Here is a 24403-nt window from a genome sequence, read left to right on the forward strand (position 1 = left end):
TTAATGTTAGTAAAAAGAAATAAAAGGATAATATTATATAATCAAATACGATTGAAAAAAATAGGATTTTATAATATGATGTAGTAGGAATTAAATAAATATTTTATTTAATATTTAAGTAAGTTATATTATATATTGATGTTTATTTATAAATTTTTTATAACGAGGGCTGATGATGGATATTAATAAAGAGTTAAATATATATGATTCTGGTAAGGGAATTAAGAAGATAATATGGAAAATCTGGAGAAAATTAAATGCCCCTTTAATTAATTATACTATAAGATTACAGGAAGAATTAATTGAGATAAAAACGGAATTTGTTGAAACGAAATCTTTACAATTAGAAAATTATGAAAAAATAGCAGAAAATATAAGGAATCTGAATAGTCAACTAGATGGATATGATAAGATAGTTGAAAATATAAGGAATCTGAATAGTCAACTAAATGGATATGATAAGATAGTTGAAAATGTCAAGAATCTGAATAGTCAACTAGATGGATATGATAAGATAGCTGAAAATGTCAAGAATCTGAATAGTCAACTAGATGGATATGATAAGATAGCTGAAAATGTCAAGAATCTGAATAGTCAATTAGATGGCTATGAATCGCTACTGATTAATGTAAGGAACAATAATGAACGACTTGAAAAATTAGATAGTGCGATTGATATGTATAGCATAAAAATATCAAATCTTGAAAAATTAAAAAATCAAAATTTAAAGAAAGAAAATATTACTAATATAGAGAAACAGGATTCAATTAGGAAAGAAATTGTAGAATCTAATCCATATAATGGAATTGACTATTTTGATTTTGAAAATTATTTTAGAGGTTCCCGAACCCAAATTAAAAAGAATCAAGAGCAATACATTAAATATTTTGAAAATAAAAAAAATGTGCTTGATTTAGGATGTGGACGTGGAGAATTCCTTGAATTATTAAAAGAAAATAACATTGAGGGATATGGTGTAGACTTATATTCTGAATTTGTTGATTTGTGTAATTCAAAAGGATTAAATGCTATATGTGGTGATGCAATTTCTGTACTAGAAGGCAAATCTCATGTGGATGGAATTTTTGCTGCTCAGTTAATTGAGCATTTAAAATTAGAAGAAATAATTAAATTAGTAGAATTATCTTATGAAAAATTAGAGAAAGATGCTTATCTAATATTGGAAACACCAAATCCAACATCATTAGCTATTTATACACATGCATTTTATATGGATCCATCACATAATAAACCTGTTCACCCGTTAACAATGAAATATATTTTAGAAAAAGCAGGCTTTAATAATGTGGATATTTTATATACGAATACAAGTAAAATTCCAATTGAAATCCCTAAATTGATGATAGATAGATGTGATAATATTGAAGAGTTTAATAAGGCAATGAAACAAGTAGAAATGGAACTTTTTGGAAGTCAAGATTATGCAATTATCGCGAAAAAATGAGGAGAGAATTATGCAGAAAATTAATGTACAGAAAATAATGGAAGAAATTAGAGAAGAAATTAAAGAAAAAGGATATACAGAAGATATGCTTAGTTTTCACGAAATTCCTGTGAGAACAGACCAAATATTAGACGCAATCCCAGCAGAAAATAAAACTATTTTTACTTCCACGATAAATCAAGTAAGAAATGCTTCGTATATTCCATGGTATCGTCCGGTTCCAAATGGAATAAAAGGTTTTATAAAAAAAGTAATACGAAAGTGTGTTGGATTTGTTGTAGCACCAATTACAGATGACCAAAATATTTATAATAGTTTAAATATAACTTTGGTTGAGCAATTATGTAATAGAGTAGAGGAACAACAAGAACAAATCTTAAAGTTAGAAAAGTGTATTGCAGATTTAAATAAAAATAAGTAAATAATGAGGGAGAATATGAAAATTATACAAGTACTTCCAACAATAGCCTATGGTGATGCTGTGGGGAATGATACAATAGCATTATATAGATTGTTACAAAATACAAAATATGAAACAGGAATATATGCTGAAAATATCGATACAAGATTATCATCTGAGCTGGTAAGACATTTATCTGAAATACCAGACCTTGAAAAAGAAGATATTATCTTATATCATTTATCAACGGGAACAAAATTAAATTATGAATTAGAAAAATATAATTGTAGAAAAATTATTATATATCATAATATAACACCACCGGATTTTTTTGAAGAATATAGTAATAATGCGAATTTCTTATGCAGTGATGGATTAAGAGGAATGAAGTATTTAGCACAAATAGCAGAATACTGTTTGGCAGATTCAGGGTTTAATAAAACAGAGTTATTGAAGGCAGGTTATCAATGTAAAATAGATGTTTTGCCGATTTTAATACCATTTACAGATTATCAAAAGACACCAAATCGCAATATTATAAACAAGTATTCTAATGATGATTATGTTAATATTTTATTTACAGGACGGATTGCACCGAATAAAAAACAAGAAGATTTAATAAGTGCGTTTAGTCAATATACAAAACATTATAATAAAAAAGCGAGACTATTTATTGTAGGTTCCTATAACGGAATGGAAAAATATTATGACAGACTTCGGGACTATGTGGAGAAACTTAATTTAGATAATGTATATTTTACAGGGCATATTAAATTTGATGAAATATTAGCTTATTATAAAATAGCTGATTTGTTTGTTTGTATGAGTGAGCATGAAGGTTTTTGTGTTCCGCTTGTAGAGGCAATGTATTTTGAAGTTCCAATACTTGCTTATGACAGTAGTGCAATTGCCGAAACATTAGGTGGAAGTGGCTTTTTAACAAATACGAAAAATCCTGTAATAAATGCTGCTATAATAAATCGTATTATGACAGATGAAACATTGAAGAAAATAATTGTTCAAAATGAAAAAGAACGTTTAATGGATTTTAATAATAAAATAATTGAAGAGAAGTTTTTATTGTATTTAGAATCATTTTTAGGAGAAAAAAATGAAAAATAGAATTTGTTTTATAGTACAAAGATATGGTCTGGAAGTAAATGGTGGAGCTGAACTTCATTGTCGGCAATTAGCAGAAAAAATGTGTGACCATTATAATGAAGTTCATGTGTTAACATCAAAAGCAATTGATTATATGACTTGGAAAAATGAATACAAGTGTGATGAAGAAATTATTAATAGAGTGCATATACATCGTTTTCCTGTTATACATACAAGAAATCAAGATGAGTTTAATGTAATCAATGCAAAATTTTTATCAGGGAATCTTTTAGAATCTGAGGAAAGAGAATGGATTGAAAAACAGGGACCAGCAGTTCCTTGTTTAATTGATTATTTAAAAGAAGAAAAAGATAATTATGATGTATTTATTTTCTTTACTTATTTATATTATCCTACAGTATTGGGTGTAGAAGAAGTGAAGGAGAAAGCAATTGTAATTCCCACTGCGCATGATGAACCATTTCATAAAATGAAAATCTTTAGAAATGTTTTTATGACTCCACGTTTCTTTTTCTATAATACAGAGGAGGAGCGTTGTTTAATTCACAAATTGTATCAAAATGACTATATTCCAAGTGATTTGGGAGGAACAGGTGTAGAAATCCCAGATAAAATTGATGCAAAAAGATTTAAAGCAAAATATAAATTAGATAACTTTATTTTATATGTTGGAAGAATTGATGAAGGTAAAAATTGTCATCAGCTATTTCAATTTTTTCAAGAATATAAAAAAAGAAATAAAAATGATATTAAGTTAGTTTTAATGGGAAAACCCGTGATACCAATACCAAAAAACGATGATATTATCAGTTTAGGTTTTGTAAGCGAACAAGATAAATATGATGGGATGGCAGCAGCTAATTTGTTAATCTTACCTTCTAAGTTTGAGAGCCTTTCTATGGTAGTCTTGGAAGCTATGAGTGTTTTAACTCCTGTTATAGTAAATGGGGCTTGTGAAGTATTAAAAGGTCATTGCATAAAAAGTAATGGGGCATTTTATTATCAAAATTATTTTGAATTTGAAGGTGAAATAAATTATATATTAAATAATCCAGATATAGTAGAAATAATGTGTCAAAATGCGAAAAAATATGTGGAAGAAAATTATTGTTGGGATATAATAGAAAAACGATTATGTAATTTGATTGAGCAGATATAGGAGAAATAGAATGAAAAAGATTGGTTTTGTTATACCCTGGTTTGGTATGGATATTCCAGGGGGGGCAGAATCTTTAGTAAGAGATTTGGCACTACATTTAACAGAAAAAAATATTGATTTAGAAATTTTAACAACTTGTGTTAAGGCATTTAATACAGACTGGAATTTTAATTATCATAAAGAGGGAGTTACAATAGAAAATGGTATACAAGTTAGGAGATTTAAGGTAAAAAAAAGGGCTGCTGCTAAATTTGATATGGTAAATTATAAATTAATGAATAATCAATTACCATTATCTACGGAGGAAGAACAAATATTTGTGGAAGAAATGATTAATAGTACAGACTTATATCATTTCATAGAGGAAAATAAAGAAGAGTATTCAGTTTTTGTGTTTATTCCATATATGTTTGGGACAACTTATTACGGGATGCAGATTTGCCCGGAAAAAACAGTTGTTATCCCTTGCTTTCATGATGAAAGTTATTTATATTTAGATATATTTAAGAAACCATTTTCAAATGTAAAAGGAATGATTTTTTTATCCAGCCCAGAATACGAAATTGCAAAAAAAGTTTACAATCTTGAGAATGTATCAACAAAGGTTTTAGGTACAGGTGTATATACAGATTTGAAATATAGTATAGAGCGGTTTCAGAAAAAATACAATATTTTAGATCCATTTATTTTATATGCTGGTAGAAAAGATAAAGGAAAGAATGTACATATATTATTAAAATATTTTTCAGAGTATAAACAAAGAAATAAAACATCGTTAAAACTTGTATTAATTGGAGGTGGTGATATTGAAATACCATCTTCGATTAAGGAAGATGTACATGATTTGGGATTTGTGTCAACACAGGACAAATATGATGCTTATAGTGCATCCACTTTATTGTGCCAGCCATCATCTAATGAAAGTTTTTCATTAGTAATTATGGAAAGCTGGTTGTGTAATCGTCCAATATTAGTTAATTCTGAATGTGCTGTTACGAAGAATTTTGTTCAAGAGTCTAATGGTGGACTTTATTTTGCTAATTATTTTGAATTTGAAGGGGCAGTAAAATATATTGAAACCCATAAGCAAGAAGCAGATATAATGGGAAAACAAGGAAGAAATTATGTTATGAATAACTTTGCATGGGATGTTATTGTTGATAAATATATTAAATTTTTTCTTGAACTTGAATAAGAAAGAAATTTTAATGGTATAAAACAGGCAATCTTACTTAAGTTTGAGTGGAGATAATATTAATTAAATTTGTTTTTGTTAAAAAGTGAGAATTAATTATGAAAAATCAAATATAAAATAGTATATAATTTACATTCTAGGGATTTATGATAAGGGTTTTCATCGTTGGAATAGCGGCTCCTAAGTCTGGATAGTAGTAACATGGGTGTCGGATTATTCAGTAACAATGCAGTATTGAAAAAATAAGAAGAGAATATTAAAGAAAAGAGGCTAGATGTATGTTTAAGGAAGTAAAGAAATTATTAAATGAAAATAAAAAGTATTATTTAATATCTATGCTTTTAATAGTTTTTCTTATCATAGGATTGATGAAATATATCGGGGGCAGTTTAGGAGGAGAATATAAATGGCTTTTTCTTCCATCAGATATGTTCGGAGTTCCAGAAGAATTGCAGAAAGAATATAATTTAGAAGCTGTGTATCAAGGTGAAGATACTGTTCAGTGTGGTTGGGATGGTCAATTTTATTATTATATTTCAAATGATTTATTTGGAACAAAAGGTTTTTCAGAAAATGTGGATGCTCCGGCATATAGGTGGCAAAGAATAGGATTACCATTATTGGCAAATATTGTTTCAAAAATATTATTACAGAAGTCAGTGTCTGTTCCAGTTTATGTATTTACGAATTTATTGATATTATTTTTAGCCCTCGTTATAATACTAAAATATCTGAAGGAGAAAGGGAATTCTATATTTTGGATTTTACCATGGATTTTTTCGGCAGGAGTAATTATAACTTTGCGGCATGGTTTACCAGATGGGGTAGCAGATGCATTTTTAATTATATCTTTTATAATGTTATTGAAAGAAAGATATATGAGTTATTCAATTTTTATGACATTAACTTGTTTAACCAGAGAAGGTTATGTTTTAATTGCTTTTTTTATATTTCTTTTTGGTCTGTTAGGAAAATTAGAACATATGAAAGTGATACATGATAGAAGATTCGATATAAAGAAATTTTTTCAACTGGCATTACCAGGAATTGCACTTATTTTTTGGTATATATATATATATATACGGTTTGGTTTTTTCCCATTTGAACAAGCAATGGGTATAACGCAATTATTTTTAGTAAGCTGGTTTAAATATTTTATGTTAGCTCTTGAGCAGCACAACACGCAAGAATTTATTGCCTTGTTAATATATCTCTTTTTTATTATAAATGGAATGCTTTTGGCTTATATTGTTGGAAAAAAGAAGAAAATATATTGGACATTGATACCATATATTTTTCTTCTGGGTTCGTTTGGAGATACTGTTATGACGCATTGGAGTGGATATTTGAAAGGAATATCTGTCCTATATTTGTTGGTTCCATTTATGTATTTAGAATTAAAAAATGTTTATTTAGTACTGAATGATGATAATGGAATAATAAAAATAAATTTAACAAAAGTAGGAAAAAAATGTTTAATAGTATGTTTAATATTAATTGCTATTAATTCTGGTTATGCAATAAAGCATTTTTCGCAAAATGTTTTACAAATAAGATATAGAGAAGAACCAGTTGTTGCAGAGGTTGTTGAACCCTTAGATAATTTTAATTCAAAAATTACAGTTGAAGATTATTCATATAAAAAATATTCAGAGATTCCACTAGAACAGGTATTTACAAAAAAATATGCTATTGCAAAATTAGCTATTGAGAATAAATCGAATACTATTTGGTCACAGGCAGTACAACAAAATGGAATCGGCAGAATAAATGTATCATACAAGTGGTACAAAAAAACAAAGGAAAAAGTGGACTGGGATAATTGTGTTCTAGAAGGTGAAAGGTATGGATTTAAAGCTAGTGTGCTTCCTAAAGAAACGATAAAAAAAGATATTTATATAACATATCCATCCGAGCCAGGAAATTATATTTTACGAATTGCTTTATTGCAGGAGGGTGTTTCGTGGTTTTATGAACATAACATGGGTTATGTTGATTTGGAAATAAATATAGAATGAAAAACAGTTATATTTAGGTTTAATTGATAGTTAAAAAATAAAATTTATTGAAATTGAAATAGAAGGAGAAACATGAATACATTTATTGAATTATCAAAATACGCAGGTATGCGTGAAGATTTAGTACAAGCAGGTGGAGGGAATTCGTCTTATAAACTTTCGAAAGATAAAATGTTAATTAAAGCATCTGGAGTTCAACTTGCAGATATAAAAGAAGATTCAGGATATGCGATTGTTAATCCTGAAATTATTGCAAATTCATTTTTGCAAAATGAAAATATTGATTTAATGACAGAAGAAGAGTCAAAAAAAATTCTGCAACAAGCATTTATTGAGGGAGCAAGACCATCAATTGAAACATTTTTACATTCTATTTCTGGAAGGTATACATTACATACACATCCCATTGTTGTCAATGTATTAGCGAGTCGAAAAAATGGAATGAAGATTTTGAAGGAACTATTTCCAGAAGCATTGTTTGTAGCATATGCAACACCGGGAGTAGAATTAGCAAAGCAATATTTTAGAAAATTTAAAGAAAATGGAAAAAGTGTTCAGATTGTATTTCTTCAAAATCATGGTTTGTTAGTAAGTGCAGATACAGCAGAAGAGGTAATAAATGTTACAGAAATGGTTGTTCAAAAAATTGAACAATATTTACATATTGATTTTAGTGCGTATCGTTATAGTACAGAAATATACAATTTTATAAAAAACGGTATTATTTGGAGAGTTACAGATTTTAATGTGCTTAAAGCATATAAAACATTAAATTCTACGTGGAATAGTGCTTTTTGTCCGGATTGCGTTGTGTTTCTTGGGAAAAAAATGTATACAGTAAAAGAAAATTTTAGCAGCGAGGATTTGGAAACCTTTAAGGTTTCTTATGGAAAGCCGGTTATAATTGCTTATAAAGACAATTTGTATATTAATGCAGAGTCGGTGAAGAAAGCATTAGAAATTCAAAGCGTTCTAAGTTTTAGTGCACAGGTTATGATGTTAAATCAGGATTGTGAATGTAATATGTTATCTGAGGAAGAACAAAATTTTTTACTTAATTGGGACGCAGAAAAATATAGACAAAGTTTGAAATAGGGAGAATGAATAATATGAAGATTATTATACCAATGACAGGATTTGGTTCTCGATTTGTAGCAGCGGGATATAAAGATCTAAAACCATTTATTAAAGTACAGGGAAAACCTATTATACAGTGGATAATAGAAGGAATGTATCCAAGTGAAAAAGATATATTGTTTATATGTAGACAGGAACATTTGGATACAATTACGGATATGAGAGAAAAATTATTAGAAATTGCACCAACTGCTACTATTTGTGCAATTGATAACTGGATTAAAAAAGGTCCTGTATATGATGTTTTAAGAGCTTCAGAATATATTGAGGATGAAAAGCAATGTATTATTAATTATTGTGATTTTTATCTGTCATGGGATTATGATAAATTTGTAGAAGAAGTTACGAAACGAAATTGTGAAGGTTGTATTCCATGTTATACAGGATTTCATCCACATTTATTAATTGAAAAAAATTATTATGCTTCCTGCCTTACAGATGAAAATGATAATCTTATAGAAATAAGAGAAAAATATTCTTTTGAAAAAGATAAAACGAAAGCAAAACATTCTCCAGGAGTATATTATTTTAAAACAGGAAAGTTATTGAAAAAATATTGTCAGAAATTGGTGGATAGTGAGCAAACTTTGAATGGAGAATTTTATGCAAGTCTTCCATATAATTTTATGGTGAAAGATGGTTTAAAGGTATGGGTTCCTACAAATGTTGAAAAATTTTGTCAGTGGGGAACTCCAGAAGATTTAAAAGATTATTTATTCTGGACTGAATGTGCGAGGAGGTTTGAATAATGAATATCATAATACCGATGGCAGGAGCTGGACAGAGGTTTGCTAATGAAGGGTATAAGATACATAAACCGGCAATACCTACAATTGCTAGAAGAACTGGAAAAGAATATCCTATGGTAGTATGTGCTACTATGGATTTACCTTTTATAGAAAAGGGTGGAAGTAATGTTACCTATATAGATAGAATTTTTCATAAGACAGATGGTGTTGAGAAAGAGATTATAAAATATTTTCCAAATGCATCATTTATTACAGTGGATCAATTAACAGAGGGACAAGCATGTACTTGTTTACTTGCAAAAGAAAAAATTAATGTAGATGAATCCTTATTAATTGCTGGTTGCGACAATGGAATGGTCATGGATAATGATAAATTTGTACAACTTACAAAAGAATGCGATGTTATTGTGTTTACTTATCGACATAATGAAGCAGTGTTAGCAAATCCTAATGCTTATGGTTGGGTTGAAGTGGACGAAAGCAATAAGATAACAGGGCTGTCGATTAAGAAAGCGATTTCAGACACACCGATGGAAGATCATGCAATAGTAGCAACTTTTTGGTTTAAACATGGTTCGGATTTTGTTAGGGCAGCAGAGAAGATGATTGCGGAAAATGACAGAATTAATAATGAATTCTATGTAGATGAAGTTATTAAACATACACTGGAACTTGGTCTGGATGCAAGAGTTTTTGAAATAGATAGATACATTGGTTGGGGGACACCAAAAGATTATGAAGAATATACAGCAACTATTAATTACTGGAAAGAATTTGTTTCAGGAGAAAAATTTTTGCCAAAGGAATAAACAATGACATTTAGTATAAAACAAAAAAAAATACATATAGATAATTTTTATATTTTTATTGGGGCAGTAACTGCTTTAAAAATTTTATTAATGGGATTATTTTCATCTGATTATCAAAATAAATTATTTATACCGTTTATATCTTACTTTGTTGAAAATGGTGGGGATCCTTATCAACATTTTTACAATTGTGGGATAAAGAATGCCTTTCCCTATCCATTTGGAATGTTACTTATCCAATCATTGGGAGCAATTATAGTAAAAATATTTGGAATAAAATCTGTATTTATGACCAATCTAGCATATAAGTTTCCAAGTTTGCTTTTAGACTTTGTTGGACTTTATTTTTTAGTAAAGGTTTTTCCTGAAAAAAGGAGATATGTAGCAGTATTTTATTTTGCTTCTCCGATTGTACTTTATTCTGTCTATATGCATGGACAATTGGATATTATTCCTACTGTTTTATTATTAGGTACGGTTTATTATATTTCATCGAAAGAAAAATATCGTGATATAAAAGGGGCATTGTTACTTATCATGGCTTTAATGACAAAATTGCATATTTTAGCAGTTCTCCCGATTATATTTATGTATTTCTATAAGAGAGATGGATTAAAAAAAGCAATGGTTTTTAGTGGAATTGTTGCGACAGGAACAATTTTTCTGATGGCGTTATTTAAGTCACAAGGTTTTTATTCTATGGTTTTATTTAACGAAGAGCAAAATGTTCTTACACAGGTAGCACTAAAATTTGCAACAGTAGAAATGTATATACCAATTATATCCATTTTGATGGTTTACTTACTCACTTTTAGTGTTAATATTATCAATCGTGATTTATTTATTAGCTTATGTGGAATGCTATTTTCAGTTTTTTTAGCTTTTTGCCCTCCTATGCCGGGATGGTATGTATGGATTGTACCATATGTAACATTGTTTTTTGTGAATATTGACATCGAACGATATAAAAATATTGCGATTTATATGTTGCTCAATATATTATATTTAGCATACTTTATATTTCTTCATGAAAGAAACATGGTAGATTTATATTTTTTAAACATAGATTTGTCTTTCTTAAAGATTCATAATGTTGAATTTAAAAATATAATATTTACATTATTATCAGGTACTTTAATTTATATTGTATTTTCTATGTACCAATTGGGAATTGCAAGTAATTCCTTATACAAAAGGAGAAATGTGCCGTTTACAATTGGAATTGCTGGTGATAGTGGAGCTGGAAAGAGTACTTTAATTGAAGTGGTAGAAGCTGGTCTTGGGGCAAATAATCTATTGTATATTGAAGGAGATGGGGATCACAAATGGGAAAGAGGAGAAAAACATTGGGAAGAATTTACACATTTAAATCCAAAGGCGAATTATTTATATAGACAGGCACAAGATTTACGACAGTTGAGAGTAGGAAGTCCAGTCAAGAGAGTAGAATATGATCATGATACTGGAAAGTTTACAAAAGCAAAAAAGATAAAGCCCAAAAACTATGTTATGCTATGTGGCTTACATTCCCTGTATTTACCTCAGACAAGAAGAAATCTTGATATGAAAATATATATGGATGTGGATGAAAAGCTGAGAAGATTTTGGAAAATTCAAAGAGATGTGGCACATCGAGGCTATTCTAAGGAAAAAATCGTTCGGCAGATTGAGGATAGAATGCCAGATGCCAGGAAATACATTTATCCACAGAAAAAGTATGCGGATATGATAATACGTTATTATGATAAGACTTTGAGAGACTGTATGGAAGATAATCATGTTGTAAAAATGAGTATTAAAATAACAGTGAGTGCTGCTATTGATTTAGAAGTGTTAATTGATGAACTTACAGGATATGGCATATCTGTTAGCTATGATTATTTGGATAACCTTCAAATGCAAGTAGTTGACATTGACGCTGATTATTTGGAAAATGTAGATTTACCAGTTGAAACAATAGCAAATAGAATTATACCACAGTTAGAAGAGGTAACAAGGGAAAATTTGTATGTAAAAAATGCTAAGGATGGAATTATTTTGTTGTTTTTGCTATTGATTATCAGCAGAAAAATGAAGGATGAGGTGTGATAATTGATAAAAGCAGTTATTTTTGATTTGGATGATACCTTATATGATTATGAATATAGTCATGAGCGAGCAATGCTAATTTTACGGGATTATTGTGTTAAAAAATTTTCTATTTCAGTAGAATATTTTGAAAACAGCTTTAATAAAGCAAAGGATATCGTAAAAGAACAATTAGGAAACGTTGGAGCTTCGCATAATAGAATGTTGTATATGCAAAAATTTTTGGAAATAATCGGAGAAAAATCCTCTGTATATGCATTAGAACTTTATAATCAGTATTGGAATGCAATGCTTGAAACGATAGAAACATTTGATTATGTTATGCCTCTATTTCAAAAATTAAATAATCTGGAAATTAAGATTGCTATTTTGACAGACTTGACTGCACATATTCAATATAGAAAAATTAAACATTTGGGCATTGCAGAATATATTGATATGATTGTTACTAGCGAAGAAGCCGGAAGAGAAAAGCCAGATAAAAAAATGTTTGATTTGATAATAAAAAAACTTTCTTTAAAACCACATCAAATGATTATGATCGGTGACAGTTACAGAAAAGATATTCTTGGAGCAGAGGCTGCCGGAATTCATGGAATTTTATATGACAAAAAGGAAGACAACGTCATAATAAAACAGTGTTTGGAGATGATTAAGATTGAATCAGAAAAGGAATAAGATTCAAAAAAAAGAATTATTAAAATTTTTGATTGGTGGAGGCAGTGCTGTTGTAGTAGATTACATTTCCTATAATGTTTTTTTATTGACAGGATGGAATGTATCAATGGCAAAGGCTGTTTCTTATGTATGTGGTGCTATTGTGGGATTTATTATTAATAAATTATGGACATTTGAAAGTAAAGAATTTTCTAAAACGGAAATCGTGCGTTATATAATATTATATGCAGTTTCGGCATGTATTAATGCAGGCGTAAATAAATTAGTTATAATTGTTTTAAATATGAAAATATTAGCATTTTTATGTGCAACAGGTATTAGTACAGTACTAAATTTTTTAGGGCAAAAATTTTTTGTGTTTGTGAAAAAGGAGAGAGTGTAAATGAAATTGTCGGTAGTTGTTCCATGCTATGATGAAGCTGAAAATATACCATTAATTTTGAAAAGATTTAGTGAAGTTATTAAACGTGATGATATAGAGGTTATACTGGTAGATAATGGTTCTAAAGATAACTCACCGCAAGTGTTAAAGGAATTGTTACCTCAATATCCGTTTGCGAGAACTGTCAGAGTTGAGGTTAATCAAGGATATGGATATGGTATTGTGCAGGGATTGTTGGCGTGCTCAGGTGATTTTATAGGATGGACTCATGCTGATATGCAGACAGATCCAGCTGATTTAATAAAGGCATTAAATATTATTGAAGCAAATAATAATAATGAACACCTTTTTATAAAGGGGGACAGAAAAGGGAGACCTCTATTTGATCAATTTTTTACGACTGGTATGAGTATTTTTGAAACAATATATATGGGAGAAAGACTATATGATGTAAATGCACAGCCTAATGTTTTTAGTAAAAAATTTTTTAAAACATGGGAAAATCCTCCAAAAGATTTTGCATTGGATTTGTATGCACTATATATGGCAAGAAAAGCAAAACTTCATATAGAACGTTTTGATGTAATTTTTCCTGAAAGAGTACATGGAGAATCTCATTGGAATAAGGGATTGGCTTCAAAGTGGAAATTTATTAAAAGAACGATTGAGTTCAGTAAAAAACTTAAAAAGGAGGGAATACACTGATGGAATATATTGCACATAGAATCAATACAATAGAAGAATTAAAAAAATTATCACCTCAATATGGAGTTGAATTAGATTTAAGAGATGATTTGAATGGAAATATTTACATTTCACATAATCCTTTTGAACATGGAGAAAGCTTTGAAGAATATTTAAAACAGTACCATCATGGAACAATGATACTGAATGTGAAAAGTGAAAGAATAGAGCATAAGATACTTGAAATGTTGCAAAGATATAATATTTCAAAATATTTTTTCTTGGATTCTTCTTTTCCGATGATTAAACTGCTGTCAGATATGGGAGAGAAAAATGTTGCAGTGCGATTTTCAGAATATGAAGGTATTGATACATTAGAGAATATGGCTGGAAGGATTGAGTGGGTATGGGTGGATACTTTTTCTTGTTTGCCATTAGATAAAAAAATGTTTAGTCATATTAAGAAGTTGGGGTATAAGGTATGTTTGGTGTCACCAGAATTGCAGGGGCAACCAGAAAAATTGGAAGAATATGCAAAGCAAATAGTAGATGAAAATATAGAGTTCGATGCAATTTGTAGTAAGATATATAAGATACCAGAATGGAAAAAGGAATTATTAAATGTTTCTGTAATGCAAGATTAATTTTTGGAGAAAAAATGTCAATTTTACTTGACATTTTTTCTCCAAAATTGTAATGTTTCTATTAATGTTGTATCAAGAGAAACTATAGGATGCCAATTTATAGAATTCGTAATTTCCGAAATATCTGCCTCGATAACAGGAACATCTACCGGTCTTAATTTATTTTCATCTGTTTTTACTTCAATTTCTGTCTTGGATAAGGCTAAAATTTTATCTAAAATTTCCGAGATTGCAATAGCCTTTCCACTTCCAACATTATAAGTTTTTCCTCTTATCCCTTTTTCTATTATCAAGCTATATGCTTTTACAACATCTCTTACATCAGTAAAATCCCGTTTAGCACTTAAATTTCCAACATAAATAATAGGTGGTTTGAGTCCTTTTTCAATTTCAGCTACCTGTTTACAGAAATCTGCAACGACAAATTGTGGAGTTTGGTTTGGTCCGATATGATTGAAGGCACGAACCATCATAATATCCATACCATATCCGTCAGCATATATTTTTCCTATCATATTTTGACATGCTTTGGTAGCGGCATAAATATTTCCCGGTCGTAGCGTATTTGTTTCTTTAATTGGAGTTTCTTCTGGTAAAATATGACCATATTCTTCACCAGATCCAATTAAAAGAATACGTGGCTGATAGTCTTGGATTTCCCGAATTGCATCTAAGACATTAACACTACCTTTAATATTGATATCAATAGTAAGTGATGGATTTTTCCATGATACAGCAACAGAACTTTGAGCTGCTAAATGAAAAATATAATCAGGTTTTTCTGATTTTAATAAATCAATAATAGAATCTTTTTCTAAAATATTCAAATCATATATTTTTATATCGGTTCGATTTATAATTTCGTGTTTTAACTTTGTTGCAACAATAGACCATTTACAATCTTGTTGCAAATGGTCTATTAAATAATTGCCAACGAAACCTCCAGCACCGATAATAAGTGCTTTTTTCATTTTGTTGTAATCCTTTCTAAAAATTAAAGATTAGAAATTTGAATTTCTTTTTCTACAAGCTTCATATCATTATCAATCATCCGTTTTACTAATTCAGCAAATGAAATATCACGTTTCCAGCCTAATTTTTCTTCTGCTTTTGCAGGGTTTCCTAATAAAATATCTACTTCAGCAGGACGGAAGAATTTTGGATTTACTTTTACAACAGTTTTACCGGTTGCTTTATCAATACCAATTTCATCTACGCCAGTGCCTTTCCATTCAATGGAGATACCAACGTGTTGAAATGCAGTTTCAACAAATTCACGAACAGTACGTGTTTCATTTGTAGCGATAACATAGTCATCAGGAGCTTCTTGTTGAAGCATAAGCCACATTGCATGTACATAATCTTTGGAGTGGCCCCAGTCACGTTTTGAATCCATATTTCCAAGTTCAAGACAATCCTGAACACCAAATTTGATTCTTGCAACAGCATTTGTAATTTTTCTTGTTACGAATTCTTTACCACGTCTTTCACTTTCATGGTTGAATAAAATTCCACTACAAGCATATAAATTATAACTTTCTCTATAATTTTTTGTAATCCAGTGACCGTAAAGTTTTGCAACACCATAAGGACTTCTTGGGTAAAATGGTGTTTTTTCTGTTTGAGGAATTTCTTGAACAAGACCAAACATTTCACTTGTGGAGGCTTGATAAAAACGAGCTTCCGGTTTTACAGTGCGAATGGCTTCAAGCATATTTGTAACACCAAGTGCATCAATATCAGCAGTTGCTAAAGGTTGTTCCCAGCTGGTAGCTACAAAGGATTGGGCTGCTAAGTTATATACTTCATCTGCCTGGGAAATTTTCATAGCATTGATAAGAGAAATAACATCTGTCATATCTGCATAAATAAAATTAATTTTATCTTTAATATGTTCTACGTTACCATAGTCAACAACACTTTTTCTACGCATAATGCCATAAACATTATAACCTTTTTCAAGCAAAAGTTCTGCTAAATAAGAACCATCTTGTCCGGTAATTCCGGTAATTAACGCATTTTTCATTTTAAAACTCTCCTTTATATGTATTCATCTCTATTACAGTTTTTTAATGTTTCTAATACTTTTTTTATATCATTAGCATTATTTTTGTCACAAATTAAAGTAGCATCATTTGTGTCTACAATAATTAAATCTTCAAGTCCGACGGTTGCAATTAGTTTTCTTGACCCTTCGATAATACAGTTTTTTGTATTGATTGTAATAATATTACCGGACACAACATTACCGAATTCGTTGGATTTTCGAATTCGTTCCACTGCAAGCCAGGAACCTACATCATCCCAGCCAAAGGTTCCTGGAATTGTATAAATATTTTTTGATTTTTCCATAATTCCATAATCAATAGAGATAGATTCAAAATTATAGAATTCCTTTTCAAGAACAAAATCTTGTTGTTCCGTATGAATCGCCTCTTTTATTTTCAACAAACCTTGGTAGGTTTCAGGCATGAATTGTTCAATTTTATTTAGAATACTAGATACTTTCCATACAAACATACCACTGTTCCAAAGATATTCTTCGGTAGCAAGGTATTCTTTGGCAACTTCGATATTTGGTTTTTCGACAAAACGGTCTACCTCAAACGCTCTTCCAAGACAATGGTCAGGATTGAATTTGATATAACCATAACCGGTTTCAGGATAGTCAGGTGTAATACCAATTGTTACTAAATTATTGTTTTGGGCTGCAATTTCACAAGCTTCTGTCAAAGTATTAGTGAACATACTGTTATATTTAATTAAATGATCGGATGGTAAAACGATCATAAGTGCATCTTCATACTTCTGGGAAATATGGATTGCACCAAGCCCAATACATGGGGCAGTATTTCTTCCAACAGGTTCGCATAAGATATTTTCCTCTGGTAAGTTAGGAAGTTGCTCTAAAACCAAATCTCTATATTCCTTATTGGTAGCAATGAAAATATCGTTTATGTCAACTAATGGTGAAATACGTTCTATTGTCAATTGAATCATCGTTTTTCCGTCTTCCGTTAAAGAAAGAAATTGTTTTGGTAGATTTTTCCTGCTTTTTGGCCAAAAACGTTCACCACGACCTCCGGCCATAATTAATGCGGTTTTTTTCATAATAATTAAATCTCCTATTAGAATAGTATAAAATACGAATTAATTCTACTATATTTGTGTTAATTTTGCAAATAAAAAGCGAATAGTTTTCATCAGAGCACTCATCTATGAAGAACCGTAATTTTTTTACGGATAGATATTGCGGAAGAGTATAAGGATGGTTATACTATATCTATAGATTCATACATAGGAATCTATTTGAAAGGATGGTAGCTTATATGTTAAAGAAATTTGTATTGAAGAATTATAAGAATTTTAAGGATGAAATATCCATAAATTTTAAAAATACTGCTGGTTATCAGTTTAGTACAGATTGTATTACAGATGGTATTATTAGCAAAATGTTGATTTATGGAAGAAATGCAACAGGAAAAACTAATTTAGGTAAAGCATTAATAGATATACGAGTAATAATGTTTAGTTCACCCTATATGGGAGAAGAAGAATTTCTTAACGCTGATTCTATGGAAAACTCAGCAATGTTTTCTTATGAGTTTGAGTTTGATAATAGAATATTAATATATAAATATGAACGATTTTCTAATCAGGAGTTAAAAAGTGAAGAATTGATTATCGATGGTAACACCATTTTTAAATGTAATTTTGAAAATGGTGAATTTGAATTTGATAATTTGCACTATATAAATGCAGAAACAGCTAATATTCAAAGATATTTGCAGTCACTGAATATTGGTGGAGAGGTAGAAGAAATTCAAGAGCCTAAGTTGCCATTTCTTAGGTGGTTGATTAGTAACGTAGCATTAAGCAATAACTCATTGTTGATAAAATTGTCCAGTTATGTCAGAAGGATGATACGCATTACAGCAGTCACTGGTATGTTACAGCGTCCAAGACAACTAAATGAAAGCTTTTATGAATTTTTAGAAAATCAAAATAAATTAAAAGATTTAGAAGATTTTCTTAATGAAATGGGTGTAGAGTGTAAATTGGTATTAAAAAAGTTGCCAGATGGTCGAAAAGAATTATATTTTTCTCATGAAAAATTAGTGCCATTTTATGAAACTGCTTCAAGTGGAACATTAGCATTAGTTGATTTGTATCGCAGATTGATTCCAAAAGGCTGGGAGCCATCTTTTATATATTTAGATGAGTTTGATGCTTTTTATCATTATGAAATGGCAGAGAAGGTAATAAGTTTTTTCAAGAGAAAATATCCAAAATGTCAGATAATTATGACTTCTCATAACACCAATTTAATGACAAATAGATTGATGCGACCAGATTGTCTGTTTATTTTATCAAGGAGCGGAACTCTAACGGCACTCTGTAATGCAACATCTAGAGAATTACGGGAAGGTCATAATCTTGAAAAAATGTATATTAGTGGGGAGTTCGAAAAATATGAGTAATTATTATGGAAAAGTAAGAAAACGGAGTCAGAATTTGTTGATAGTAGAAGGAAATCATGAGAAAAATAAACTGTTTTGGCTGATTTTTAAATGTTTTCCAGAAATTAATGTTAACATAGATGATATTTGGATTTATGGAACCAATATATATATGCTTTATGATGACATCGTGAAAGAGTATGGTGGCAAATGGGCAGAAGAAAATGATAATATTGATTTGCCGAACGAAAAATATCAGTATCTTTACAACCGGGTAAAAAGTATAAAACTATAGGCACAAAAAAGTCATTCCAGTGAATTAGAAGTAGAGGGATGGCTTTTTCGCATGTGAAGAAGCTTACAAATTATATGTAAATTGACATAGGGTGATTGGAATTCTCCCCAAATCGTGATATTATTAAAGGGACTAAAAAACATTAGATAAGGATAGCAAATTATGGAACAGTTAGAAAAACAGAAGTTATTAGTACGGCGCGCTTTTTTAATTTTATTGGATATATTACTTATAAATTTTGCTGCATGGACAGCAATTGTGATTCGGTTTGATTTTAGAATATCTCAAGTTGATCCTAAATATTTAGAGTATATATTGAAGTATACATGGATACATGTACCGGTCACACTTTTCATTTTTTTCATTTTTCGTCTTTATCACAGTTTATGGAAATACGCTAGTATAGAAGAAATGACTAATATAATATATGCCTGCGTTGTTTCTGAGATTGTTCATTACATTGGAATGAGACGGATTGCAGGCTATCATATGCCAAGGAGTTATTGGCCACTTGATTTACTTTTCCTGGTGGCTACAGTTGGTGTTTCCAGATTTTTTTATCGTGCTTTAAGAGCAATTAATAACGAATACCGTACGGATTCTAAAAAGCACATTATGATAATTGGAGCAGGAGAAGCAGCCAGTTCGATTATAAAGGAAATTACAATGAGTCAATATTTGGATGGAAGTGTAGTTTGTGCAATTGATGATAATCGTGCAAAATTTCGTAGCTATATTCAGGGAGTAAAGGTAGTAGGAAATCGGCATGATATTGTATGGGCAGCAGCGAAATATAAAGTAACGGACATTATTATTGCTATCCCATCTATGCCTAGAAAAGAGCTGAAGGAAATTATTGAAATATGTAAAGAAACAAATTGTGCATTAAAAATTCTTCCGGGAATGTATCAGTTAATTAATGAGGAGGTAAGTGTAAGTCGTCTTCGGAATGTGGAAATCGATGATTTGCTTGGGAGAGAGCCGGTACAATTGGATACGGAAAAGATTATTGGTTATGTATCGAATCAGGTAGTTATGGTTACAGGAGGAGGTGGATCAATCGGAAGCGAACTGTGCCGCCAGATTGTGAAACATTATCCTAAGCAATTGATTATTGTTGATATCTATGAAAACAATGCCTATGATATTCAGCAAGAATTATTAAGTAAATATCCTAACCTAAATCTGGTAGTTTTAATTGCATCGGTCCGTAATACGAACCGTATGGATTATATTTTTAAAACTTATCAGCCGGATTTAGTGTACCATGCAGCTGCACATAAACATGTTCCGTTGATGGAAGTAAGTCCAAATGAAGCAATCAAGAATAATGTATTTGGCACCTTGAAATTAGTACAGGCAGCAGATAAATATCATGTGAAGCGTTTTGTTCAAATTTCAACGGATAAGGCGGTTAATCCGACGAATATCATGGGAGCATCGAAGCGAATCTGTGAAATGATTATTCAAACATATAATAATCGCTCTAAGACGGAGTATGTAGCGGTTCGTTTTGGAAATGTTTTAGGAAGTAACGGAAGTGTTATTCCATTATTCAAAAAGCAGATTGCAGCTGGTGGACCTGTAACAGTTACGCATAAAGATATTATACGATATTTTATGACAATACCGGAAGCGGTGTCACTTGTATTGCAGGCAGGTGCTTTAGCAAAAGGCGGAGAGATTTTTGTACTTGATATGGGTGAGCCGGTTCGAATTGATGATTTGGCAAGAAATTTGATTCGCTTATCAGGTTATATTCCGGATCGTGATATTGAGATTAAGTATACGGGGCTTCGTCCGGGGGAAAAATTATTCGAAGAACTTTTAATGGATGAAGAGGGACTTCAGGATACGGAAAATAAAATGATACATATAGGAAAACCAATTGAATTTGATGAAGATAAATTTTTACACCAGTTAAGAGATTTGTATCATGTTGTAAATAATGAAACGGAAGATGTTCGTTCGTATGTGCAGGAAATCGTACCAACCTATACGGTAAAATAAGTTTTTGGTAGAAATTAATATAAAGGAAAATATTTGCTATGAAAATAGATGAAACAATAGGTTTTTTAAGTAGAAATAAGCGTGATTTTTTATTAGAAAAAATAGAGCTATTAACGAAAAAGATAGAAACCTTACAATATATTATTTTATTTGGAAGTTACGCAAGGGGGGAAGAAACTGCTACAAGTGATATCGATATTCTTGTGATAACGGAAAAGCCAACAGAACGTTTTTTACGGGGAGAGCTTTGTAGTGAACTTGAGGAGGAACAGGTTGATTTGATTTTTTATACATTAAATCAGTTTAGAAGTTCAGATTGTTTGTTTGTTAGACAAGTAAAAAAAGAGGGAGTGGTATTATGGAAGAAAAATTAAATTCTTATATGGGAATGGCATATAGTGACTATTTATATGCAAAAGCAGGTATGGAAGTAGGGAAAAAGTTCGGTAATTATAATGGTGTAGCTTCTATATGTGCCCAGTCAGCGGAAAAGTATCTGAAAGCAATACTAGAGCAATGCATGACAGATAAGGATGTCTTTTCCTATTTACATTCTCATAATTTGCGTTCTATTTTAAACTGTATTAAAAGTGAATATTCAGACTTTGATGTTACTTCAAAAGATATTAAATGGCTTGGTGATTTTTATTTTGATGCAAGGTATCCGGGAGATAACTTTGTGATTGTTAGTGAAGAAGATGCAAAGGAATGTATTCGTATTGTGGAAGATTTGGAACAAAAAACAAGACAATTATTAGAAAACGAAATGAGTAAGCGCAGTCAGAAAAAACGAAAGATTGAAGAGTTAAAGAATTTTTTTATTTAGTTGATGATTAAAAAACTTCTTAAAATAGGTTGCTTCTGATAATATCAGATAAAAACAGAAAAAATGGTTAATTTTTGTGCAATTTAAATAAAAATAATTGAATTGCTTATATTGATGTGGTAAACTTAAAGTAAGAGATACGATAAGTTTTGGTTACCGATGAAATACATGTTTTCAGGTTTTTAGTCAGGAGGAGCGTATGAGTACTTATATTATTGCAGAATTAGGTGTTAATCATAACGGCGATATAGGGATTGCGAAGAAAATGATAGATACGGCGTTGATTGCTGGATGTAATGCAGTCAAATTCCAGAAACGGACAATAGAAAAGGTATATACAAAGGAGTACTTAGACAGTGAACTGGAGAGTCCGTGGGGGAATACGGTTCGAGAGGAAAAAGAACATTTAGAATTTGGTCAGGAAGAATACGATGAGATTGAAAGATATTGTAAGAAAAAGGGAATAGAGTGGTTTGCATCTGCCTGGGATGTTGAGGCACAAAAGTTTTTACAGCAATATAATTTCAAACATAATAAAGTACCGTCTGTTATGCTTCGGAATGATACTTTGTTAGAGATGATTGCGAAAGAAGGAAAATATACTTTTATTGCAACTGGAATGAGTTCATTTGAAGAGATTGACCATGCTGTTGAAATCTTTAGAAAATACGATTGTCCATTTGAGTTAATGCATTGTAACAGTACTTATCCAATGCCTAGCAGAGATGCCAATTTAAAGCTAATTGATGTAATGAGAAATCGTTATCGGTGTAAAGTTGGATATAGTGGACATGAGCTTGGCACACTTGTAAGTGCTTGTGCTGTTGCAATGGGAGCAACATCCATTGAGCGTCATGTAACATTAGATAAAAATATGTATGGTATTAACCAAAAGTCTGCAATTCAGCCATATGAACTGTGGAAGCTTGTGCAGGATATCCGTGATACGGAAATGATAATCGGTACAGGTGAGAAGGTTTTGACAAGTGCTGAACAGGAGATGAAGGAATGGGCAGGACGGATAAAGAATGATTTTCTTTAATTTAACAGATATTGTTGTTTCATAAAGTGATTTTGCGTATAATATGAGAAAGAAATGGATATATAGTATTATAAGGTATGAATAAATAATAAAAAGTAAACAATAATAACGAAAAAAAGTAGAAAATGAAATATCATGGTAGTGAGAAAAATAGGGCAATAAAAGTAATAGAAGATCAGATGTTGCCACTAAGTATACATACAGAGGATAAGGAACAATGGCTTGGAGATGGCGTATACTTATATGAGGAAAAGTTTTATGCATACAGATGGATTGAAAAGATGCATCAATCCAATATAAGAAAAGAGGAATATGATAGTGGAATTCAAGTACTTGAAAAGTTTATGGTACTTGGAGTAAAAATAGAATATGACAAAGATAGAGAATATAGGATGAGCAATCCGGAACACTATATCACATTTTGTAATATTGCGGATGCAATAAAGAAAAAGAAATAAGATACAGCATATTAATGGTTCAAATGAAATTCAGATATGTGTAAAAGACGTGAATATTATTAAAAAAATTTGCAATGTTACAAATGAGCAAGATTGTGAAAAACATATGGAATTGTTGAAATTATATGACGCATATAATAAAAGGAGAGAGAGTAATGGTAAACGGAAGAACAGTGGAGGAAGAAATATTAAGAGTAAAAGCTATATTGGATGGAACGACAAAAGAACAGTTTGAAAAAAATCTTAAAGAATGCGGTTTTAAAGAAGGAAAAATATATTCCCCAAAAGCATATGCATTACAAAATAAAATAAAAAGTGTTGCTTGATTATGATTGGACTGGTGAGCCAGAGGATGTTGTGTTTAATGCGGAAAGTTCAAAGTATGTTCTGAAGATGGAAATGGTATGTTGGTTCAACTTGGTTTGAATATTTTTGAAGATGAAGAACAAAACTATCCATTTAAAATGAAGGTTGAATTAATTGGAGAATTTGAATTAAGAAATGTAGATATAGAAAATGAGAAAGATATAAAGAAATATTATGCAAATGCAAATATTGATCCGCTAATATTACCAACAGTAAATATATGGAAAACGATAAATGGTTAGAAATAAAATAGGGATTTTTGAGACTCTTAGATTTTTTGAGAGTCTCTTTTTTTACTTTATAGGAAACTTCGTCTCCTATAAAGCAAAAACGCTCCGCGAGGATGTGCACAGATGCGAAAGGAGTATTGTTGCAAAAAGCATGCAACACGCATCTGGCACGCAAAGTGGAGCAAG

27 protein-coding genes are annotated in these 24403 nt (G+C 30.5%); 24 read left to right on the forward strand and 3 right to left on the reverse strand.

Annotated elements, in window-relative coordinates:
• Nucleotides 1-172: 172 nt before the first annotated feature.
• The 14 genes from FYJ58_RS11590 (at nt 173) to FYJ58_RS11655 (ending at nt 14530) form a co-directional block, all read left to right on the forward strand.
• Entirely contained in the window at nt 173-1465 is a 1293-nt protein-coding gene (locus FYJ58_RS11590) for a class I SAM-dependent methyltransferase (RefSeq protein ID WP_154519884.1), read from the forward strand.
• A gap of 10 nt (nt 1466-1475) precedes the next feature.
• Entirely contained in the window at nt 1476-1886 is a 411-nt protein-coding gene (locus tag FYJ58_RS11595) for a hypothetical protein (protein ID WP_154519885.1), read from the forward strand.
• Nucleotides 1887-1901: 15 nt separating this feature from the next.
• Complete coding sequence (locus FYJ58_RS11600; RefSeq protein ID WP_154519886.1) at nt 1902-2987, forward strand: glycosyltransferase family 4 protein; 1086 nt, start codon at nt 1902-1904, stop codon at nt 2985-2987.
• Entirely contained in the window at nt 2977-4146 is a 1170-nt protein-coding gene (locus tag FYJ58_RS11605; RefSeq protein ID WP_154519887.1) for a glycosyltransferase family 4 protein, read from the forward strand. The genes FYJ58_RS11600 and FYJ58_RS11605 overlap by 11 nt, the downstream gene beginning before the upstream one ends.
• A gap of 10 nt (nt 4147-4156) precedes the next feature.
• The gene (locus FYJ58_RS11610; RefSeq protein ID WP_154519888.1) at nt 4157-5341 is read left to right on the forward strand and encodes a glycosyltransferase family 4 protein; all 1185 of its coding nucleotides are present in this window, start codon (nt 4157-4159) and stop codon (nt 5339-5341) included.
• 278 nt (nt 5342-5619) lie between these two features.
• Nucleotides 5620-7359, forward strand: coding sequence for a hypothetical protein (locus FYJ58_RS11615; protein WP_154519889.1), 1740 nt, complete (start codon nt 5620-5622; stop codon nt 7357-7359).
• 72 nt (nt 7360-7431) lie between these two features.
• Nucleotides 7432-8454 (forward strand): class II aldolase/adducin family protein, encoded by a 1023-nt coding sequence (locus FYJ58_RS11620; RefSeq protein WP_154519890.1) that lies wholly within the window; start codon nt 7432-7434, stop codon nt 8452-8454.
• Between the two features lie 14 nt (nt 8455-8468).
• Complete coding sequence (locus tag FYJ58_RS11625; protein WP_154519891.1) at nt 8469-9245, forward strand: NTP transferase domain-containing protein; 777 nt, start codon at nt 8469-8471, stop codon at nt 9243-9245.
• Nucleotides 9245-10054: a glycosyltransferase family protein gene (locus tag FYJ58_RS11630; protein WP_154519892.1), complete on the forward strand. Its 810-nt coding sequence runs from the start codon at nt 9245-9247 to the stop codon at nt 10052-10054. The genes FYJ58_RS11625 and FYJ58_RS11630 overlap by 1 nt, the downstream gene beginning before the upstream one ends.
• 3 nt (nt 10055-10057) lie before the next feature.
• Nucleotides 10058-12142 carry a uridine kinase gene (locus FYJ58_RS11635; RefSeq protein WP_154519893.1) on the forward strand — a complete coding sequence of 695 codons (2085 nt, stop codon included), beginning with the start codon at nt 10058-10060 and terminating at the stop codon, nt 12140-12142.
• A gap of 3 nt (nt 12143-12145) precedes the next feature.
• On the forward strand, nt 12146-12820 hold the full coding sequence (locus FYJ58_RS11640; protein ID WP_154519894.1) for an HAD family hydrolase: 675 nt from the start codon (nt 12146-12148) through the stop codon (nt 12818-12820).
• A complete protein-coding gene (locus FYJ58_RS11645) occupies nt 12801-13202 on the forward strand; it encodes a GtrA family protein (RefSeq protein ID WP_154519895.1) in 402 nt (133 codons plus the stop codon). The genes FYJ58_RS11640 and FYJ58_RS11645 overlap by 20 nt, the downstream gene beginning before the upstream one ends.
• Entirely contained in the window at nt 13203-13907 is a 705-nt protein-coding gene (locus FYJ58_RS11650) for a glycosyltransferase family 2 protein (RefSeq protein WP_154519896.1), read from the forward strand.
• Nucleotides 13907-14530 (forward strand): PI-PLC domain-containing protein, encoded by a 624-nt coding sequence (locus tag FYJ58_RS11655; protein WP_154519897.1) that lies wholly within the window; start codon nt 13907-13909, stop codon nt 14528-14530. The genes FYJ58_RS11650 and FYJ58_RS11655 overlap by 1 nt, the downstream gene beginning before the upstream one ends.
• Before the next feature lie 23 nt (nt 14531-14553).
• Here the strand turns inward: FYJ58_RS11655 and FYJ58_RS11660 are convergent, their stop codons facing one another.
• From FYJ58_RS11660 to FYJ58_RS11670, 3 genes are read right to left on the reverse strand one after another with little or no spacing between them, the layout of a single operon-like run.
• A complete protein-coding gene (locus tag FYJ58_RS11660) occupies nt 14554-15501 on the reverse strand; it encodes a GDP-mannose 4,6-dehydratase (RefSeq protein WP_154519898.1) in 948 nt (315 codons plus the stop codon).
• Nucleotides 15502-15524: 23 nt separating this feature from the next.
• Complete coding sequence (gmd, locus tag FYJ58_RS11665; protein ID WP_154519899.1) at nt 15525-16556, reverse strand: GDP-mannose 4,6-dehydratase; 1032 nt, start codon at nt 16554-16556, stop codon at nt 15525-15527.
• A gap of 14 nt (nt 16557-16570) precedes the next feature.
• Nucleotides 16571-17641, reverse strand: a complete 1071-nt coding sequence (locus FYJ58_RS11670) for a mannose-1-phosphate guanylyltransferase (RefSeq protein ID WP_154519900.1) — start codon at nt 17639-17641, stop codon at nt 16571-16573.
• 218 nt (nt 17642-17859) lie between these two features.
• Between FYJ58_RS11670 and FYJ58_RS11675 the strand changes: the two genes are divergently transcribed.
• The 10 genes from FYJ58_RS11675 to FYJ58_RS14790 form a co-directional block, all read left to right on the forward strand.
• Nucleotides 17860-19011 (forward strand): AAA family ATPase, encoded by a 1152-nt coding sequence (locus tag FYJ58_RS11675; RefSeq protein ID WP_154519901.1) that lies wholly within the window; start codon nt 17860-17862, stop codon nt 19009-19011.
• On the forward strand, nt 19004-19285 hold the full coding sequence (locus FYJ58_RS11680; RefSeq protein WP_154519902.1) for a hypothetical protein: 282 nt from the start codon (nt 19004-19006) through the stop codon (nt 19283-19285). The genes FYJ58_RS11675 and FYJ58_RS11680 overlap by 8 nt, the downstream gene beginning before the upstream one ends.
• A gap of 162 nt (nt 19286-19447) precedes the next feature.
• A complete protein-coding gene (locus tag FYJ58_RS11685) occupies nt 19448-21295 on the forward strand; it encodes a polysaccharide biosynthesis protein (RefSeq protein WP_154519903.1) in 1848 nt (615 codons plus the stop codon).
• Between the two features lie 38 nt (nt 21296-21333).
• A complete protein-coding gene (locus tag FYJ58_RS11690; protein WP_154519904.1) occupies nt 21334-21669 on the forward strand; it encodes a nucleotidyltransferase family protein in 336 nt (111 codons plus the stop codon).
• Entirely contained in the window at nt 21654-22121 is a 468-nt protein-coding gene (locus FYJ58_RS11695; protein WP_154519905.1) for a HEPN domain-containing protein, read from the forward strand. Before FYJ58_RS11690 ends, FYJ58_RS11695 begins: the two co-directional genes overlap by 16 nt.
• Before the next feature lie 199 nt (nt 22122-22320).
• On the forward strand, nt 22321-23163 hold the full coding sequence (locus FYJ58_RS11700) for an N-acetylneuraminate synthase family protein (protein WP_154519906.1): 843 nt from the start codon (nt 22321-22323) through the stop codon (nt 23161-23163).
• Nucleotides 23164-23288: 125 nt separating this feature from the next.
• A complete protein-coding gene (locus FYJ58_RS11705; RefSeq protein WP_154519907.1) occupies nt 23289-23621 on the forward strand; it encodes a hypothetical protein in 333 nt (110 codons plus the stop codon).
• A 155-nt stretch (nt 23622-23776) separates the two neighbouring features.
• Nucleotides 23777-23947 (forward strand): hypothetical protein, encoded by a 171-nt coding sequence (locus FYJ58_RS11710; RefSeq protein ID WP_154519908.1) that lies wholly within the window; start codon nt 23777-23779, stop codon nt 23945-23947.
• Nucleotides 23948-24025: 78 nt separating this feature from the next.
• Nucleotides 24026-24229 (forward strand): hypothetical protein, encoded by a 204-nt coding sequence (locus tag FYJ58_RS11715; RefSeq protein WP_154519909.1) that lies wholly within the window; start codon nt 24026-24028, stop codon nt 24227-24229.
• A partial coding sequence (locus FYJ58_RS14790; protein WP_205839246.1) for a hypothetical protein occupies nt 24222-24403 on the forward strand: 182 nt, incomplete at its 3' end. The genes FYJ58_RS11715 and FYJ58_RS14790, both read left to right, overlap by 8 nt.

Source organism: Velocimicrobium porci (assembly GCF_009696045.1).
Classification (GTDB): domain Bacteria; phylum Bacillota; class Clostridia; order Lachnospirales; family Lachnospiraceae; genus Velocimicrobium; species Velocimicrobium porci.